We start from the raw sequence: 17362 nt of genomic DNA on the forward strand, positions 1-17362 counted from the left end.
AGAGAACCATATTTTAGGAGTCAACATGAAACGAATCAATCTGGTGCTAGGCCTATCCGTCGTTGCGGCATTGTCGTTCACTAGCTGCGCAAACCCGGTTGAGGAACCAGCAGGTGCAGGAAGCAGTGCGAAGGTCGAAGCGCCTCGGTATGAAGCCGACCCGGAACTTGTCGCTATGCTCCCGCAAAATCTCCAAGATGGCGGCACGTTGTCCGTTGGCGTCAACCCCGACGTACCACCGATGAAGTTTACGGATGCGGAAGGCAACATTACGGGCTTGGCGCCACAGTTGGTCCAAGCAGCGGCGGACTTGCTCGGGTTGGATACTGAGATGGAACTTACCGACTTCGACGCGCTCATTCCGGGCTTAGAGTCCGGCCGGATTGACGTGGTTGCCTCGATCGGCGACTTCAAGGAACGCCAGGAGAAGGCGACTTTCATCGATATTCTTAACGCAAGCACCTCGATCCTTGCGGCCAAGAGTTACCAGTCGGATTCAGTCGAACTTAGCGATCTTTGCGGGGAACGCATTGGATACGTCAAGGGCACTCAGCAGCAGGGGCTCCTCGAAGACGTTTCCAAGGGCTGCGTGGAAGACGGGAAACCGGAGGTGCAAAGCACAAGCTATTCTGACGGCGGTACCTCAATCCTCGCGGTAACAAGTGGGCAGGCAGACGGGACTTGGATCGATACGCCGCCCGTCCTTTATAACGTCTCGCAGAACCCCGAGACATTCAAGAAGATCTACACTTCCCCGAAGCCGATCCTCTACGGGACGGTCTTCAACAAGAAGGATGTCAAGCTGCAGGAAGCTTTCCGAGCTGCTCTTTTCAAGATTGTTGAAAAGGGAGACTACGCCAAGTTGCTTGAAGGTTATGGCGTGAGTGATCTGGCCCTTCCGGACTTCCCGATCAATGGTGGCGGTCCCGCCAACGGCTAGACCTCCTCGAGGCGCAACTCGTGAGCGTCCGAGTCAAAGCCACAAGGCAAGGACTTGGGCCCTCGCCGAGCTTCATGTTTCACTCAGCTTCACGGCGGCGGCCAGTGGCGACACGAGGGCTTGAACGAACTCACAGGTAGCAACAGGCAGGTTTCCCCATGCCCTTGTTTCAGGCAGCCGGTAGCGCTCGATGCTGAACGATGGGTCTAACCCGGTGCAGGAACCGAACTTCGCAGATGACTCAGCAAACTGAAGCAGCAGCAGCATGAAGCCGTCAAAATGATAAGCCTAGTGGCTATGAAGGGTCCAGGATACTGCGACCTTGGATTCGTGCCTAAAGTATTTCCTGCCACAGATCTGGTGCGTTGCACGCACGCCGCAAAATCCGACGTCTTCCAGGTGCCCGCAAAATTGACGGGCACTTCTAAAACACAGAAAGAGGCAGATCCAAATGAACGTCACGGTAATTGGGGGCGGCATCATTGGTCTTTGTAGTGCTTACAGTTTAGCCAAGGCAGGCCATGAAGTGACAGTCATCGATAGCCAGGTTTGCGGGCAGGGGGCCTCTCGCGGGAATGCAGGATGGATCGTTCCCGCTTTGTCTGCTCCGTTCAATAGCCCAGGTGCCATTGAAGACGCCATCAAGTCGATGTTCCATCCACACGGGGCCACGCGCTTCCAAACGTTTCCTCACTGGGATTTCCTGAAGTGGGCTGCACTCTTCTACCGCAATAGTTCTCGGTCGGAGTCTGCGACAGCCAGGCGTGCACTCCTTGGGTTGAATGCCCAGACATTCGATCTCTTTGGGTCACTGCGCGCCGAGATCAAAATGGAAGTCCACGACGACGGCTTGCTTCTGCCGTTCCGGACGGACAGCGAGATTGAGAATTTCTTGGTTTCATTTGAAAAAGGCCGTGAGGCAGGGAACATGGGCAAAATTAGTGTTTTGGGCTCAGAGAAACTTCAGGATCTTGAACCCGCTCTCGACCCACGGCTTGCCGGAGGTATCCACCTTACCGACGAAAAGAGCGTGCGACCCGAAACGTTTACGGCGGGACTGTCCGCGTGGCTACACAATGCCGGCGTAAAAATTATTGAGCACCGGCTTGTTCATCGACTGGAGCAACGTCCAGGCGGTTGGTCTCTTGAGACGGACAGTGGCCGTATGGAAACACAACAGGTGGTCGTGGCGGCCGGCTCTGAGACGGCAAGGCTCCTTCGCACCGCGGGCGTCAAGCTACTGATGGAACCGGGCCGTGGCTGCAGTGTCACCATCAGCGGCGGGCCGAGCCTAAGACAACCGATCAAATTGAACGAAGCCAGGGTAGCCTGCACGCCGTTCGAAGGCGGAACACGCTATGTTGGAACTTTTGATTTTGCTGGCCATAAGCGCCCCGCTTCCCTGCGTCGAATGCAAAGCGTCATCCACGAAGCTTCGGACTTCATTCCTGCTTTGAAGGAACTAACGATCAAGAAAGCTGACGTTTGGAGCGGGGTGCGCACCAGCACGCCGGACAGCGTCCCCTACATTGGGGCGGTTCCAGGACGGAATGGACTCGTCGTTGCTACCGGTCATGGGACCCTCGGACTGACTTTGGCTCCCGTCACCGGAGACGCAGTCGCAATGATCGTTGGCAACGAGCCGCTGCCTGTACATATTCGGGCTTGCGCAGTGGACCGTCCCCAAGTGCGGTTCTAGCCCAGCTGTTTCTCTAATGGATAGTGGCAAGCCTGAGGCTGGCTGCCAGACTTGACCCACATGGGCCGGGCGTGACTCGATCTATTTCTGACCTGCTTGGAGGCAGTGTCTTTCTCATCACTTGTCCGCCCAACCCATGGGGGCCAGTCTGGCTCGCACGGTGGCCTGATAGAAGATTGTCCGTCCCTCGGAACCCCCGCGGGATGTGACTCGTTAGAGAATTGCCTCGGCCCGATCCCATAGAGGTCCAGCAGGCCGGCAGCCATCAGGCCAACGACCTCCTGCAATTGCTGGTGGTTCGATACGAGCTGGGCATGGAACGGGCGGATTGCAGTGGCCAGCCGCGTGGCCTCGGCGCGGGCGATCCTTATCGACAGGTCGTCGTCGCGGCGGGCATGCCAACGGCTGACCATCAGGACCTGCTCATCGGTGAGGGCATGGCGGGCGTCGACGCCCAGGTCCATGGTCCGCAGCATGGAGGTGAGCATCAGCCGGTCGGCGGTCCCCTGTCGTTCCATGACGGTCCGGGCGTTGAGCAGGATCCGCAGGGCCTCGCGGTTGCCCTCGGCCCGGGGATCCAGCAGGGCCTCAACTTGGTCGCCGAGCACCGTGCGGGCAGCTGCCAGGGCGTCAATATCGTCAGATTTGCCGCGTCCCGCACGCGAGGTCCGGCGCGGTGGACGCACCTCGCAAAGGTCCAGTTCCGTGGTTCGCAGGGCACGGGTCAGCCCGGCGCCGTAGGAGTTGGTGCCCTCGATCGCCACCAGAGTCCTGCCCGGTTCACTGCGCCGGTCGATCCAAGCGATGGCCCGTTTGAGGCCCGGTCCGCTGGTGGGGAACGTGGCGGTATCCACAAGGCTGCCGGTGGCTGCCACGAGGATGGCGTAAGTGTTGGTGCGGGCGTGGGTGTCCACTCCGACGATGTTCGTGTATTTTTCCCGGACTGCACTCATGGCAGTGGCTTCCTTCCCAAGATGGGAGGATGGTCGGCCAGCCGGGGTGGGATCGCGCCGAGGCCATTCTCTAACGAGTCACATCCCGCGGGGGTTCCGAGGGACGGACAACCTTCTATCAGGCCACCGTGCGAGCCAGACTGGCCCCCATGGGTTGGGCGGACAAGTGATGAGAAAGACACTGCCTCCAAGCAGGTCAGAAATAGATCGAGTCACGCCCGGCCCATGTGGGTCAAGTCTGGCAGCCAGCCTCAGGCTTGCCACTATCCATTAGAGAAATAGGCCAAATGCCTATATGGCAGGATTCCGGGCCCAAGTGGCCTGATTCTTACCGCTTTAATGGTCGACTTAAAGTTGACGAAACACAGCCGGCCCCACCGCTGCCCAAAAACACCGCACCACCAAAAAACTGGGATTCAGCCAGCCCCAACCGGATCGGTGGATCAAGGCCACTAGATGAATAAGTCCTAATCGGTGCCGAGGATTAGACGGGCCTCCGGTTCATATTGGACCAAAGGCCTTTTAAAATCGGGCGGAGAGTGTTAAGCCTCGTATGTGAACCCAAAACTCAACACTCTCCTGACCACACTCTACGTCCTACTGACCGACCGTGTCTTGCCGGATTTGGGATATGGCCGGTTGAGCAAACCCGGCCGCAAGGCCGTCCTGAGTGACGCCGAGCTGCTGTGCCTGGTGGTGGCCCAACACCTCTTGCACAGGCATTCCTCCGAAGCCAGGTGGGTCCGCTATGCGCGCACCCACCTGCAGGGCTTCTTCCCCGGGATCCCGCAGCAGTCCGGCTACAACAAGCGGGTCAGGGCTGCTGGAACACTGATCAGTGCGGTGATCACCGCCCTGGCCAAGGACACCGAATCCTGGCACGAGGTCCTCCGGCTGCTGGATCCCACCCCGGTCCCGTGCGGCACCAGCCGTGAAACCGTCAAGCGCTCCGATCTGGCCGGACACGCCGGCTACGGTTTCTGCGCCTCGCATTCGCGCTATTTCTGGGGGCTTCCGCCTGTACCTGATCAGCACCCCGGAGGGCATGCCGGTGATTTGGGGACTGGCCAAACCGAAACTCGGCGAACGCGAAGTCACCGAGGCGTTGCTGCGCCACGACCACCATCTGGTCCGGGATGGGCAGGTCATCCTTGCCGACAAGGGCTTCGCCGGAAAGGACTTCGAGCGGTTCATCACCGAGGACCTCGGCGCCAACCTGGTGCGGCCGGACCGCAAGGACGAAAAGCCCCGGTTCGGGAAGTTCGGGGGCATCCGACAGTGGACCGAGTCCGTCTTTGACACCCTCAAGGGTCAGCTTGGGCTGGAATATCACGGTGCCCGGACCCTCGACGGGCTTTATGCCCGCATCGCTTCAAAGCTCCTGGCCCTCGCGGCCGGAATCTGGCACAACTGGAATACCAACGCGCCCCGAAAACGGTCCCTGACCGCCTACGGCCACTGAAATGAATACGACTTAATCATCTAGGCGCAAAAAGGATGCGCCTGTAAGATTGAGATAACCATATGGCTACATCCTGCAAAGGGTGTAGGCCCGGTACTGGTAATACCGGGCCTACTGATGATTATTCAGTCCTTGACCAAATGGTTGAAATGAACTGTGGAACAGCCACGACCAGCCGGAGTCCCGAAACGACTAAGCCGATGGTTGTGGCTTTTCCCTTTCCTGCACAGCATTCAGCGCAGCTTGCCCCGTCTTTCTTCACTTATCTCACCCCCTCCCACATCTTCGAATTTCACGCGCAATTCCACTCCTGCTGAGCCCCCTGCAGACAAGCCGTGAACCAGTACGTCACGCAGCAGGTCCTCATATGGGGGTGGAATGCCACTCCATCAGTTTAGTTGGAGCGGGCCACATCATGCTCATCAGGAGCGCAACGGAGCGGGCGCAGTGGGTGGCGCGCGTTGCCCGGAGCACGTCTTGTGCTCACGCACTCGTTTGAGTGAATGAGTAATAGATCATCTACTCCCCGCGGAATTCCGGGGGTTTCAGGGAGTCCTGGGCACTCCATTGCTCGCACCCAGGAACCGGGCGTCCGCTGCGCGGCCGGCTGTTGCCTTCGGCCAAATAGGGCGAGTCGGGCCGGTTCGCCGCCCGTTCCCCGCCCGCTAGACGCTACGCAAGCTTCGGCTTGTAAATAGAGCCGGCCGAACAAGCAAGAAAGACTTGCGATGATGAGTCTCAGCCGTAGTTCTACCCAGAAGAAAATCGGATTCACCGCCTCACGAAAGGAGAGTCCGTGGGCTTCGCACACGGTTTCGATGTCATCAAGGTAATCGGCTGCTAAGACAAACGGATCTATAGGGCTGCATGTTGTCGCGATCTTGCAATCCATGTGTGCGGCGCACCGTGTCCAGCTCACCGGAGGGAGGAGTCCTGGGTACTCGCTCGCATCCAGGGACCGGGTGTCCGCTGCGCGGCCGGCTGTTGACCTGATCCGCCTCCGGCGCATCAGGTGCCGGCCTGCGGCCGTCGCCTTTTTCGGTTGCTGTCCTTCGGAGTTTATGTCCCGACACCAAGGGCACAAGCCCCTTGCTGCGCTGCGGGGCCAGCCCGGCAAATTCTGTGTCCGGCGCTGCGCTTATTTCCGGACAAACAATTGGCCGGCCTGCCCTAAAGGGTTGCTGCTCCTTGGTGCTCGGTCCGCTCATTTCATTTCGCCAGCAACCAAAAAAACGCGGGGGAGAGACAAAGCGCGGGGCTGGTTCCGCGATCCCCCCTCATCCACAGATTGAGGAAAACAACCATGGAAAGCATCGAAGCAACCACCATGGCCGAGGTCACGGCAGTCGCCATCCACGGAATCGGCTTCATCCCCACTTCGTCGGTGGTTCTCATGCTGACGAACGACAACGGACTGCTGGCCACCCTGCGCGTGGACGCCCTCCCCAAAGCACCCGCCGAGGAATGGGCACAGCAAATCACCACGTACGTTCAACGCGTGAGTGATGCCTACAGCGTTATCCTGTTGAGCTTCGAGAACGAAAAGTCCATGACCACCCAGCAGTTCCGCGCGTTGGGCGATACCTTGGCCCGCGCGGGATGCCCCATCAGGAACTCGGTGCTCATCACCGATGGATGGGTCATGGACTACGACGGCGACTCCACCGACGCGGTGGAATTCTCCACCGTGGCCGAATCCAACGCGGCACTCGCCTTGATGGTCAGCACCACCAAGGCCGCCAAGATGGCCGCAGACATCCCGGCCTGCACCACCCCGGCCAGCATCAGCGACCTCGAGAAATTCATCAATGACGCCCGCCACATGGGCTTCGAGGAGGCCGAAACCCGCACCGTGGTGCGCGGCACGCTGGCCGACATGGTCGGCGGCTACCGCCACAACGGGAGCGTCACCCCCGCGCACGCCGCATGGCTGGCCGGGATCTGCACCAACAAGAACGTGCGCGACCTGCTGTTCGCCTCGCTGGCCACCACCAGCGACGACGCCGAAACGATTAGCGCCGTCCTGATGGGGGAGAAAGCACCGGAAGATTGGGAATTCTTCCTCACGGGTGCCGACGCAGTCTATACCGCGCTGGAATTCATCCCCGAAGCCAGCCGCACCGACCTACTGGCCGGAGTCGGATGGATACGCTGGATCGACGGCAAGGGAAGCGAAGCCATGAAATTCCTGGCCCTCGCACTTGAAGCCGACCCCGAGCACCGCCTCACCACCCTGTTGATCAAAATGATCAACACCGGCGAACTCCCGAGGTCAGCCAGCACCAAGCGCTAGCCCAACCACCAGCTAAGTGGGGCGACGTTCCAAAACGTCGCCCCACTTAGCTACACTCACACCCAAAAGGGAGACCCACACATGAGCATCGACATGGCCTTTGGCCACCACCCCACGCAGCTCCGCAATGAATCCCCTTGGGAGCCGCGGCTACAGAATTCGGCGGCGGCCTCCTCCGCAAGCTCCCCCGGCCGCCGCACCAGGGCGCTGCGCGCCCCGGACACCCCGGCACGGGGAAACCACGACACCTTCACCCACCAAGGCACCGCGTACGAACTCATACGCTTTTACCCCGGCGACGCACCGGCCCAAGCAGTGCCGCACCACCGGGCCACCGCCGAGATCCCCACCAACAGCGGAAACCTGGTCCTTCCGGTTGAAGTCACCGCCCGCACCACACACCTGGTGCACGTCGCCTGGACCGACGACACCGGGGAACTCGTGGGCACCTGGTGCCCCACCGATATGGTGAGAACAGAACTCGGACCAAGGAACTAGGAGACCACGATCATGGACGATGACAAGACCCCCGCGGCGGTGCAGGAAGCCGACACCACCTACGACGCACTGCGCGCCCTGGCCCACCTCACCCTGGGAACCCACCCGGCACCGGTGGTGTACGGGATCCTGGGAATCCTCAAAAACTTCGGCAGCTTCCTGCCCCAGATTTCCGAACAGCTCGCCCAGGGACTGGTGAAATCGCTCGAGGAATACGACGTCACCGAATACGAGGGCAAAGACCCAGCAGTCAGCGTCACCCTGGACGGGGAACACCTCCCCCGGGCCGCAAAGCTGGCCCAGCAAATGGGCGAGGAACTGGCCAAGAGCCAAAACGCCATCGGCGGGCAAGGATACCGAACCGCCGAGGAGCGCCGCCGTCTGGAAGAACTCCGACGCGAAAACACCGGCGGCTAACCATGGGAACGCTGGACCCCGATAAGTACCAGGAACTACTCAACGCCCACGACGAGCTGGACAACGTCCCGGTCCGCCTGACCCGCCACCAAGCGCAAAAATGTGCCGCCATCATCGCCGCCGGCCAAGACGGCCATACCGCCTACGCCGAGGCCACGGTCACCGTCGCCAAGTACCTGCAGGCACTCGCCCTGGACGTGCTGCCGGGCATTTCCCTCACCGAAAAGGACGGTGCCGCGCTGTGGCAGATTCTCGAGGACCTGCCCTGGCCCGCCCCCGGACCACCGGCTCAGCAACCCACCTGAACCGGCCGCACCACAAACCAAAACAGCCAAAGACGGCGTTGACGACCAAAAGGGTGTCCGCGTCATTGTCCGTGCAGCGGGCAAACTGAATCCTGCGCGTCCTTAGACTTGGTCGAAGATATCTCCAACACTGCCAATGTGGCCCTGACTGATGTCCAAGGCTAGGCGTCTCAGCCCTTTGCTCATCAGGATTTGGACGACTCTATAGGGCTCGGAAGCATGTACGGGGTGCGTTTCCTGAACTATGAAGGCCATCAGTCCCTCATCATCGAGGTTTGAACTGACGTAGTTGGCTCCGCCCGGTGTCCCCGTCGAGATATCCCGCTCCGGGGACAGTCCTTTTTCTATTGCATAGGCAAAACCCAAGCGGATGAGTGACATCTGGTCCTCCAGAGCAAGAACCCTTTTCAAGTCCTCCACGCAAGCGTCTGCTTCGATCGTCAATGCGATGTTCCTCAGGTCAGACATTGACTTGGCTCCCTTGCTTAGCTATTTCCGTGTGACGCACGGAAATTCGTTCCAACGAGTACTCGCTTATCAAATTCGCACCGAGTGCATCCACGGCTTCTTGTCGATCGAACTCGCCTTCGAATGCGAGTAGAACGACTTGTCTAGCCATCTTCGGGAGAGCGGCAACCACGTGGGCAGTGTGGTCGCTATCTAACCGTCCGAAGGGTGAATCCATGATGACAGGACCTCGCACGGCTGCACTGTCCTGAAGAGCTGCTATCAGCGAAAGGGCGACAAGATGTTCATAGCCCGCCGATCGTCCGGTGACGACTTCATTATCTGGTCCCAGTATCTGGAGACCATAGCCTTCGGTGATGGCGAGGCCTCGATAGTCAGGTTCCGCGGCCAAATCAATGAAGACCTCGGAGGCACGCTGCTCTACTTTATTGCGGAGTTTGGCGCGGTACGCAGTGATGGACTCATCGAAGAGTTTGAGGAGTTCGGCTGCGACTTGTTCTTTAAGGATGACCGAAGGGTCGGTCTTACTGGCGTGGCTGCGAATGTTGCGAATGATTAGCTGGATAGAGGCATCTTGCTCGGCGACCTTCTTATTCAGGTCTTGATGTCTCTCGTTGTCCCGGTAAAGCTGGATCCTGCGTTGGTCCCGCTCGCTTTTCAGCTGGCGGATTTTATCCTCGCCGATGTTACTCAGCTTTGCCTCGATCTCAGCCATCTCTTCGAGAATCTCGTGTTGTTCCAGCTGTAAGTCACGAAGGGCCTTATCCCTGTCGGTCACTAGTCTTCTATCGATGGAGCTGAAGGAACTCCATTTTTGCTTGGAACGTCGCGATATCTCAAGGTTTACGTGCAGATCTTCACTGTTGAGACCACCAAGTCCATCCTGCAGCTCGGCGATTAGTTGTTCCCTAAGATGTGGGTCCGTCCCTCTATGGCAAACGGGGCAGTCTGAATGGAGATCAAGATGTTTTAGGTCCCGGTCCAGTGCTTGGGCGTTGCCCAGGTCCGTCTCGTATTTTTCGATCTGGGTAGTCAAGTGGTCGACGTGCTTCTTAGCCCGGGCTGAGATCAGTAGTTTCCAAAGGTCCGGGGAAAGTTCATTCAGTGCTTGCCGGGCCAGGACCTGGCCATCTTCGGTTCGTTTGAGTCCTTGGCGCAGTGAATCAAGCTTGTCCAATAGGCCTTCGCTCTGTTGGTGGGATCGGAGGAGCTCTTCGAGTTCGTCGAAGCGTGCCTGCGCCGCTTCTAGCTCCTTTACGATTTCTTGGGCAGACCGCTGATAACTGGCTTTGTAATCTTCGGCTGTCGTGAGGGCTGCGCCGAGCCGCTTCGTTTCGTCCTCTGTTTTGGCTATTTCTGCGAGCCTGCGGGCCGCTGATCTCCTATATTCTGAGACGTGTTCCCTGGCCTGGCTAACGAGGGGGATACCCAAAACTCGTTCGATTTCCTTCTCAAGGTCCTGTCCCTCCGGCGAATCGTTGTCCAAGAGTGCTTCGTACTTCCGCAGTAACTCCCCATCGAACAAAAAGAATTGACTGACTGAGCGCGGAGCCAGCTGGTTCATCACCTTGTCTGTCACATCTTGGGGGAGAACGGAGCCATCCCGCTCGAGCAGGATGGATTCTTGGGGATTTTTCCGGTCGTCATAGTTTCGAGTGAGCCGGTAATTTAAAGCGTCGCTGGTGAATTCCAGCACGGTCGCAAACGACCCATATCCCCGTTCCTTGCGGGACTCCGAATTGGCCAGTTCACTAGCCTGCTCGACTCTGTTTCGGCGCAAAATCTCCCCGTAGAGGGCATAACGGAATGCGTTGTGGAGGGTCGTTTTGCCCCTGCCGTTTGGACCGTACGCAATATAGACACCGCGATCCCGAGAAAATGAAATCGTTTGTTCGCCCTTGTAAGGACCGAAGTCCCGCATCGTGAGGCTATTTAGTGTCAACATTCAGGTCTCCCTTTTCCACGCGGCCGGCAGCCCAAGCGTTGATGATTTTGTCGCTTTGCTTTTTGGCTTCTGCAGCATCCGCCGAGAAATTCACCTGGATATTCAGGAGATCTTCCACCAGCCTTGCGTCCAGACCTGGAAAATTCCTTTCTCGGACTTCTTGAACCGTCAAATACAGTTCTGATGAATCGCTCTTCAACTAATCCCCCTCAATTGATTCTTCATCTTCTTCATATCCTGCTTTCATGAGCTCACTGAGTTCTTCAAGTTGGATGCCCATGTCAATGATCTTCGCTTCAATTTTTGATACCGAGTCTGTGTTCAGTCCCCAGGCCGCGAATTGAGAAGCCCGCGCGAGTTCGCCGACGACGAGAGGCCATGAAGAGTCTGTTCGCTGAACTTCGTCGGGGAGCACCAAGATGTCCACCAAAGTCGCGATGGTTTTATTGGGTGCTTTCCTGAGAATCCTTCCTCGACGTTGGATGAACTCTCGCTCGTTGCGCGACGAAGCGATGACAAGTGCATGCGTAGCCGAGGGGATGTCTACTCCCTCGTCGAGGCACTTGATCGAAATGATGATTCCCCCTTCTGAATCGAACATACGCAAGGTGTTTATCGGGTCGCCGGTCATGGCGCTGTGGTAAGCCCAGGCTGTTATATCGAGGTCGTTGAGACCCACCCGTAGTTCCTCTACTTGCACTTGGTTGTCACAGTAGATAAGCCACTTTTGTTTCTCATCCGGCTTGTAGTTTTCAACGACAGTGCGGATCGCTGCGGGGATCTTGCGCGATGCAGACTTAGCTATGCGCGCCCGTTCAATGAGCTTCATCTTTAGCTGGTCGGACATAGGGGCGGTTGCGTCAGATGATCTATCCATTGCTGTGCGCCGGCGTATTTCCGTCGTCAGAATATCCCAGCGTTCTTGTTCTTCCTCGGTGAGACTGACCCACTGTGGATGGTATTCATACTTAGCCAGAACCCCGTCATCTAGGGCATTCTTCAGGGTGTATCGATGCACGGTGCCGTCGAAATAGTTGGAGACGGCCAGCGTTCCTTCGGGATCGTTTGCTCGGTTCGGAGTTGCGCTCAGACCTAATCGCTGAGGTGCCGTTAGCCATTCAAGCAGTTCCCTGTACTGCAGGCTTCCGGCTCGATGAGACTCATCAAAGAGAACGAAGGCCTTATCCACGCCCCGCTGTACCTGGGCCCTGAACATCGGCGTGGATGCGCTGTTGAGCACTGCGACGATGACGTACGGTCGGTTCGTCTCATGGTTCTCCATGGCCGCCCTGAGGATGGGCGCTGTGCGCCATCTGTTATGTCCAGCACCGACGGAGATGACCTTTGCACCTAAGACCTCGCGTGCTTGTACGGCCCATTGCTCGAGTAGTAGCTTGGACGGCACCAGAATGATGGGGATGAGGCCGCCCCGGATCGCTTGTTGAGCGCAATATAGGCCCGAGACGCTTTTTCCGGAGCCAGTGGCATGCGCAAATATGCCTTGGTGGCCATTGGCTTGCCATGCCCTGAAGGCCGCCCCCTGATGGTCTCGGAGTTCGATCCCACCGACTTCGAGTTTTGCAGCGTTGGCTTTCGAGACGGAAGCGTCCCGAAGGAATGCTTCAAGGTCGACATCCTTCGCCACGATCTCGATCTCACGGCGGATGTCGTCGGGCAAACCCACAACGGTGACGCCGGGGACCTTCGAATCCCAAATGTCCTCGAATCTTCCGACGGCTTTTGCGACCCGCTCGGCGTCCCTTCCACCGGCCCAGGATGGCCAGACATCGATGGATTCAATATTCCCATGCCTAGAAAGCCCCAGGTACGTCTCGTTGAGGGAACCTCTGAATCCGACGCTGTCGCCGGCGGAGTCCCGAAACAAGCCAACTTTGTCATGAAACATGCTTTTGCTGCTGGAAGCGGTGTGCAGGGCGACTTTGGCCAGCCGTAGATCCAGAAGCCCGTTGGCTACCAGGGCGGCAAACAACTTAGCTCCGTCTGCCGCGGGAGAAGCAAGAAGATCTCGGAGCTCACAGCGGAGCATTTCGGAGAGCTCGGTATCGTTCCGCGCCGCATAGCCGTAGACGAGCCCATCGGCATCATTCGAACTCATCCTTGGAGAGCATAGAATTCGCATCCTCCCGCCGTTAGTTTGGAAAAAGGTGCCCAACGACCCGTGCAGCAGATGAAAAACCGTCGAGCTGAAGAATCCCGTGATCCGGTCGTAAGTCGTGGCGTGCCGATAGCACGGTCCGTAGAAATCCCTTGCTATGTCGTCCGATTCACTGGAGTACTCGGTTTTCAGGTCTCCTATCGCCCTGAGCATCAGATCCCCCCTTTGAGAAGAGTTTCCGTCGACCGTTGAAGGCGCAGCGACAATGCCTCAACCAGCCGCGCCGGTCGAGCGCACACTATAGTTTCGCTGACTCGCATCCCCTTTAGCCGGCGCTCCCCCTCGGCCAATCCTGCGGACAAGGCCCCGAAGACGACTTCCGGCGGAGCCTGAATGCTCTTGGAGAACGGGAATCCAGCCCCCGCATCATGAAGGTCCGTATCCCACAAAATGAAGACATCCAGTTCGAGGTGATACCCCACTACTATGGGGCGGACGCCCAGACTGCGGTCGAATTCATACCGCGAGCTACCTTCTACAACCTTCTGAATGCCGGAGGTGAGCTGAATTTTGAAGGTACCCAACTGCCGTTCGGAGGCATGCTGGGTAGCGTTATATATGTAGAAACGAAGCGAGTGGGGAAGTGGAAGCTCGGTCTTAACAATGAGTGGCTTCTGCTTGAGCGTTTCTTCGTCTGGAATCTCGGACAAGGAGCTAGATAAAGCCCTAATCAGGACTCGATGCAATTGAACCGTGGTGGCAGTTCCCTTGTCCGGAAGCGCCGAACGGAAAATGGCGTCGGGTACGGTCACCCATGACGGATCGAAAAGTGCCATGGCGGTTCCCCCAGTCCCAAATCGCTTGATGAATTATGAATCTCAGTGTCTCAGCTGATTCGGGATTTATCCGTATTGACCACAGGAATAGCCAGGATTGGCGTAGTAGAGATCGATCTGGCCTCTTTGAGATTGATCTCATCCAGATGCCCCTCCGGAGGAACGATGCTTGGAACGGCTAAGCTGAGATGTCGCAGATCTACTGAAGGAAGCTCATGCAAGAAATATTGGATGAAATGTCCGAACGGATCTGTTACACGACTTCGCTCGGAGCCCAAGCCTGCGGTGACAGTCTAGAGCTGCTCAGTCACTTGCCACCAGAGAGCGTGGACTTGTTCGTTACCAGTCCGCCGTTTCCTCTCCTCCGGAAGAAAGCGTATGGAAACGAGGACCAGGAGCAATACGTAGCGTGGCTGGTTCAGTTTGCCAAACTTGCTTTTGACGCCCTGAAACCTACAGGTAGCTTAGTGATCGACATCGGCGGCGCCTATCAGAAGGGCTCTCCCGTCCGATCCCTGCATCAGTTTCGGGCCCTGTTGGCATTTGTCGATGACCTTGGATACTTCCTCGCTGAGGAATTCTATTGGCACAACACTTCCAAACTCCCTTCTCCCATTGAGTGGGTGAATAAGCGCAAGATTCGTGCCAAGGACTCCGTCAATACAGTCTGGTGGCTGTCAAAGAGTGAATTTCCCAAAGCGGACGTTGGCCGGGTCCGTGTTCCGTACTCAAAGTCCATGAAAAAGCTGCTGGAGAACCCGGCCAAGCACTACACACCTAAAGATCGGCCTTCCGAACACAAGATCGGTGAGGCCTTTGGAATCGATAACGGTGGGGCCCTCCCTGGAAATCTCTTGTCCATACCAAACAGCCAGTCCAACGATCAGTACTTGCGAGATTGCAAAGCAATGGGGTTAGTCGGTCACCCGGCGCGTTTCCCTGAGAAGCTCCCGGCATTTTTCATTGAAATGCTGACCGATCCCGGAGACTTAGTTGTGGACTTTTTCGGTGGTTCAAATACCACCGGCATGGCCGCCGAGAAGTTGAATCGGAAGTGGTTGAGCTTCGAGCTGGATCGTTCCTATGCTGCACTATCAGCAATTCGTTTCTTGCCTCCGGATATGGCCGCCGACTCGAAGCGCTTAGTAGTAGAACAAATCGTTGCCGGGTCTTCCGCTGAGCTCAGCCCTAAAACATCCGGATAGACGACCTGCCATATGACCAGGCTTCTTGCCGTATTACTCAATCCACCTCTCACCTCAGGGGTTGCTTCCCTGCGTCATGTTGAAGCGGCACGCCTAGCACTGGCATGCGATTCCGTCTTGATAGCAAATCTATTCTCGGAGCCCACCCGCTCCGTGGAAGACATCAACGTCATTGGAAAATGTCCAGAAGGATGGACCCAATCCAGGGAACAGCTACTGAACGCACTGGACAGCGCTGACGTGTTGATGGGAGCGTGGGGGATCAGTGGACTGACAGGAGAAGCTGCTCGGATGAGGAAATCACAGGTGGCCTGGCTTGCACAGTCGGCAATGGACCAAGGGTTCGACAAGCTCTGGACTGTTGGGGGCACACCCCGCCACCCATCTAGATGGCACCAATATGTCAGTGATAAATATCAGAGGGCTGTGGGCGAAACTCTTGAACTACGCCTTTCATCGGTCCTAAGCACTGTCGATTTGGCTGATTTTACTTAGGTAGGATTTAGCCTCGCAATAACGCTAGCTTGTCGACTGCGGTTGGCGACAAACCGAACAAGTGGATTGTCGTCTCGCGCAAGAGCGGCAAGGACGGCACCGGGGCCGCGGGGTTCATGGCGACGAGGATGGCGAGGTCGATGCTGCGGCCTACCAGCTCCGCAAGGAGAGTCCACGGCGTTGCGCCATTGAAGGTGACTGCCTGGCGAATTTGTTCGTCGTTGTCGTCGGCGAGTGAGCCCAGGACTGCGGCGGGGGTGTTCGGGTTCGCCGCGATGGCGCGCTTCATTTGGACGTTTCATTCTCCACCCAGCAGGGCAAGCAGATCCGCGTTAGCCGTCGAACTGAAAGCAACATGAATTCGGACCTCGGCGCGGTTGTGCGCGACCATTTCCTCCAAGGCAATACAGTCGGGACCCGAACGACGGGGTGGCCAGCTCCAATTCGGCTTTCACTTCACGCACCAAATCCACCGGCGTGGCAGGGTTCTTTGCAGTCTGTGGCTTCAGCTAAAGGCCACTTGCACGGGTCTATTTCAATTCCGGTGCAGGGTGTCGGGTAAATGGATGCAGCTCGGTAGAGGATGCTCTCTGCCGTAGGGGTTCTCTGGGTCTAGTCGTGATGAGTCTGTTGGATGCCCAAACCCTTTTGCAGGTCCCGCCGCCGCAACAGATCAACACCTTCCCAGGGGGCTTCTACCCGACCTAAATTCTCTTCTTTCAAAAACTGCGGTTGAAAGCCTCTTTTCTCAAGACGACCGTAGTGAACTTCCCAGATGTCCCCAGGACAAGGTATGAGCTTTCCGAGCACTAATCCACTGCTTCTCCACTTGACCAGAAGAGACAAATCGTTGAGGTTGCGGTGAGTGCTGATCCTCCCGTAAATCGTCTGACCCGCCAGTCTGCCGTGTCTTCCCTTCGGAGGAACCGCGTCAGCTTCCCTCTTTGCTCTAACTTTTCCCTCCTGCTCTATCAGTCGGTTCATGTCAGTGCGACTCACAAGTCGCAATCCGAGCCAACTAATGGCCCCTCTAAGTAGCCTGGCTCCAGGCAGCCAAAAATTCTGCCGCCATCGGCGGGAAAAGAATGAGAGCAGAAGTGCCAAGACCGTCACTCCGACGATCCAAATTCCCCAGCCGAGGAGGACAAAAAGAAACTGATGCAGACCACTCAATGAATCCCACCACCCGCCCTCCGCGAAGAAACGACTGTTCTCGAAGAGTGGAGTGACAGCACCGATCTGGACCAATAACGGAAGACCTAGTACGGCGAGAAAGCGCTTGATGTCTGGTTTGAGCCCAGGCTCGTCCTGATTGTCCTTGGATTGCACAGTCAAAGCTTATACGGGTAGAAAGCAAGGCTTGGATCGATCCCCTGACTCTTACGAATTGCTGCTTCGGGAAGGATGTCGTGTTAGCCCAATTCGGTGAACTGCCCGGTGAAGGAGTGCAAAACGGAATTTATCGGGGCATCGACTTCACCAGCACGCGCGCTGTTGACGCCTACGAGACGAAGAACTCCCGGGCTCGGACGACCTCGTAGGCTGTCTCAGAACTCTAGGGATATGTGTCTCCTGCCTTCGGGACCTGTAGCCCAGCGAATGCCACAAAACAGAAGGGGGCATCGTGCGACCGGAGATTCTTATAACCATGTGTGTTGAAACCTAATGCTTGAAATGAGCTACTCCCCGAGGGGCACGAGACGTACCGAAGCCATAGATTATGAAGCTGA

At 57.4% G+C, this 17362-nt stretch carries 17 protein-coding genes and 1 pseudogene; 9 read left to right on the forward strand and 9 right to left on the reverse strand.

The window, feature by feature from the left end; all coding sequences use genetic code 11:
* Positions 1 to 25 precede the first annotated feature (25 nt).
* The gene (locus J2T21_RS04475) at positions 26 to 940 is read left to right on the forward strand and encodes an ABC transporter substrate-binding protein (protein WP_307578909.1); all 915 of its coding nucleotides are present in this window, start codon (positions 26 to 28) and stop codon (positions 938 to 940) included.
* A gap of 72 nt (positions 941 to 1012) precedes the next feature.
* On the opposite strand, the gene J2T21_RS04480 is transcribed toward J2T21_RS04475, so the two are convergent.
* Positions 1013 to 1207 (reverse strand): hypothetical protein, encoded by a 195-nt coding sequence (locus tag J2T21_RS04480; protein WP_307578911.1) that lies wholly within the window; start codon positions 1205 to 1207, stop codon positions 1013 to 1015.
* A 184-nt stretch (positions 1208 to 1391) separates the two neighbouring features.
* Between J2T21_RS04480 and J2T21_RS04485 the strand changes: the two genes are divergently transcribed.
* A complete protein-coding gene (locus tag J2T21_RS04485) occupies positions 1392 to 2639 on the forward strand; it encodes an NAD(P)/FAD-dependent oxidoreductase (protein WP_307578914.1) in 1248 nt (415 codons plus the stop codon).
* On the opposite strand, the gene J2T21_RS04490 is transcribed toward J2T21_RS04485, so the two are convergent.
* Positions 2636 to 3592: an IS110 family transposase gene (locus J2T21_RS04490; RefSeq protein WP_307578915.1), complete on the reverse strand. Its 957-nt coding sequence runs from the start codon at positions 3590 to 3592 to the stop codon at positions 2636 to 2638. The two genes, J2T21_RS04485 and J2T21_RS04490, sit on opposite strands and share 4 nt — an antisense overlap.
* A gap of 555 nt (positions 3593 to 4147) precedes the next feature.
* Between J2T21_RS04490 and J2T21_RS04495 the strand changes: the two are divergent.
* The 5 genes and pseudogenes from J2T21_RS04495 (at position 4148) to J2T21_RS04515 (ending at position 8567) form a co-directional block, all read left to right on the forward strand.
* A pseudogene (locus J2T21_RS04495) lies at positions 4148 to 5054 on the forward strand (IS982 family transposase).
* A gap of 1303 nt (positions 5055 to 6357) precedes the next feature.
* Positions 6358 to 7347 carry a DUF4192 family protein gene (locus tag J2T21_RS04500; RefSeq protein ID WP_307578917.1) on the forward strand — a complete coding sequence of 330 codons (990 nt, stop codon included), beginning with the start codon at positions 6358 to 6360 and terminating at the stop codon, positions 7345 to 7347.
* 81 nt (positions 7348 to 7428) lie between these two features.
* Positions 7429 to 7845 carry a hypothetical protein gene (locus J2T21_RS04505; RefSeq protein WP_307578919.1) on the forward strand — a complete coding sequence of 139 codons (417 nt, stop codon included), beginning with the start codon at positions 7429 to 7431 and terminating at the stop codon, positions 7843 to 7845.
* 12 nt (positions 7846 to 7857) lie between these two features.
* Positions 7858 to 8262 (forward strand): hypothetical protein, encoded by a 405-nt coding sequence (locus J2T21_RS04510; RefSeq protein ID WP_307578921.1) that lies wholly within the window; start codon positions 7858 to 7860, stop codon positions 8260 to 8262.
* Positions 8263 to 8264: 2 nt separating this feature from the next.
* Positions 8265 to 8567, forward strand: a complete 303-nt coding sequence (locus J2T21_RS04515; protein WP_307578923.1) for a hypothetical protein — start codon at positions 8265 to 8267, stop codon at positions 8565 to 8567.
* A 102-nt stretch (positions 8568 to 8669) separates the two neighbouring features.
* Here J2T21_RS04515 and J2T21_RS04520 read toward each other — a convergent pair whose 3' ends face one another.
* From J2T21_RS04520 to J2T21_RS04540, 5 genes are all read right to left on the reverse strand, one after another.
* Positions 8670 to 9035, reverse strand: coding sequence for a hypothetical protein (locus tag J2T21_RS04520; protein ID WP_307578925.1), 366 nt, complete (start codon positions 9033 to 9035; stop codon positions 8670 to 8672).
* Positions 9028 to 10980 carry an AAA family ATPase gene (locus J2T21_RS04525; protein WP_307578928.1) on the reverse strand — a complete coding sequence of 651 codons (1953 nt, stop codon included), beginning with the start codon at positions 10978 to 10980 and terminating at the stop codon, positions 9028 to 9030. Before J2T21_RS04525 ends, J2T21_RS04520 begins: the two co-directional genes overlap by 8 nt.
* Positions 10964 to 11179 (reverse strand): hypothetical protein, encoded by a 216-nt coding sequence (locus tag J2T21_RS04530; protein WP_307578930.1) that lies wholly within the window; start codon positions 11177 to 11179, stop codon positions 10964 to 10966. The genes J2T21_RS04525 and J2T21_RS04530 overlap by 17 nt, the downstream gene beginning before the upstream one ends.
* Complete coding sequence (locus tag J2T21_RS04535) at positions 11180 to 13096, reverse strand: DEAD/DEAH box helicase family protein (protein ID WP_307578932.1); 1917 nt, start codon at positions 13094 to 13096, stop codon at positions 11180 to 11182.
* Positions 13097 to 13308: 212 nt separating this feature from the next.
* Positions 13309 to 13932 (reverse strand): hypothetical protein, encoded by a 624-nt coding sequence (locus J2T21_RS04540; RefSeq protein ID WP_307578934.1) that lies wholly within the window; start codon positions 13930 to 13932, stop codon positions 13309 to 13311.
* 215 nt (positions 13933 to 14147) lie between these two features.
* On the opposite strand from J2T21_RS04540, the gene J2T21_RS04545 reads away from it, so the two are divergent.
* The gene (locus J2T21_RS04545) at positions 14148 to 15137 is read left to right on the forward strand and encodes a DNA-methyltransferase (protein ID WP_307578935.1); all 990 of its coding nucleotides are present in this window, start codon (positions 14148 to 14150) and stop codon (positions 15135 to 15137) included.
* A gap of 12 nt (positions 15138 to 15149) precedes the next feature.
* Positions 15150 to 15632, forward strand: a complete 483-nt coding sequence (locus tag J2T21_RS20835; RefSeq protein ID WP_373457891.1) for a DUF1643 domain-containing protein — start codon at positions 15150 to 15152, stop codon at positions 15630 to 15632.
* 7 nt (positions 15633 to 15639) lie between these two features.
* Here J2T21_RS20835 and J2T21_RS04550 read toward each other — a convergent pair whose 3' ends face one another.
* Together J2T21_RS04550 and J2T21_RS04555 are read right to left on the reverse strand one after the other, a co-directional pair.
* Positions 15640 to 15921, reverse strand: a complete 282-nt coding sequence (locus J2T21_RS04550) for a hypothetical protein (protein WP_307578938.1) — start codon at positions 15919 to 15921, stop codon at positions 15640 to 15642.
* A gap of 323 nt (positions 15922 to 16244) precedes the next feature.
* Positions 16245 to 16961: a hypothetical protein gene (locus J2T21_RS04555; RefSeq protein WP_307578941.1), complete on the reverse strand. Its 717-nt coding sequence runs from the start codon at positions 16959 to 16961 to the stop codon at positions 16245 to 16247.
* Positions 16962 to 17362: the final 401 nt, after the last annotated feature.

The sequence above is a fragment of the Paeniglutamicibacter psychrophenolicus genome (assembly GCF_030812255.1).
Classification (GTDB): domain Bacteria; phylum Actinomycetota; class Actinomycetes; order Actinomycetales; family Micrococcaceae; genus Paeniglutamicibacter; species Paeniglutamicibacter psychrophenolicus_A.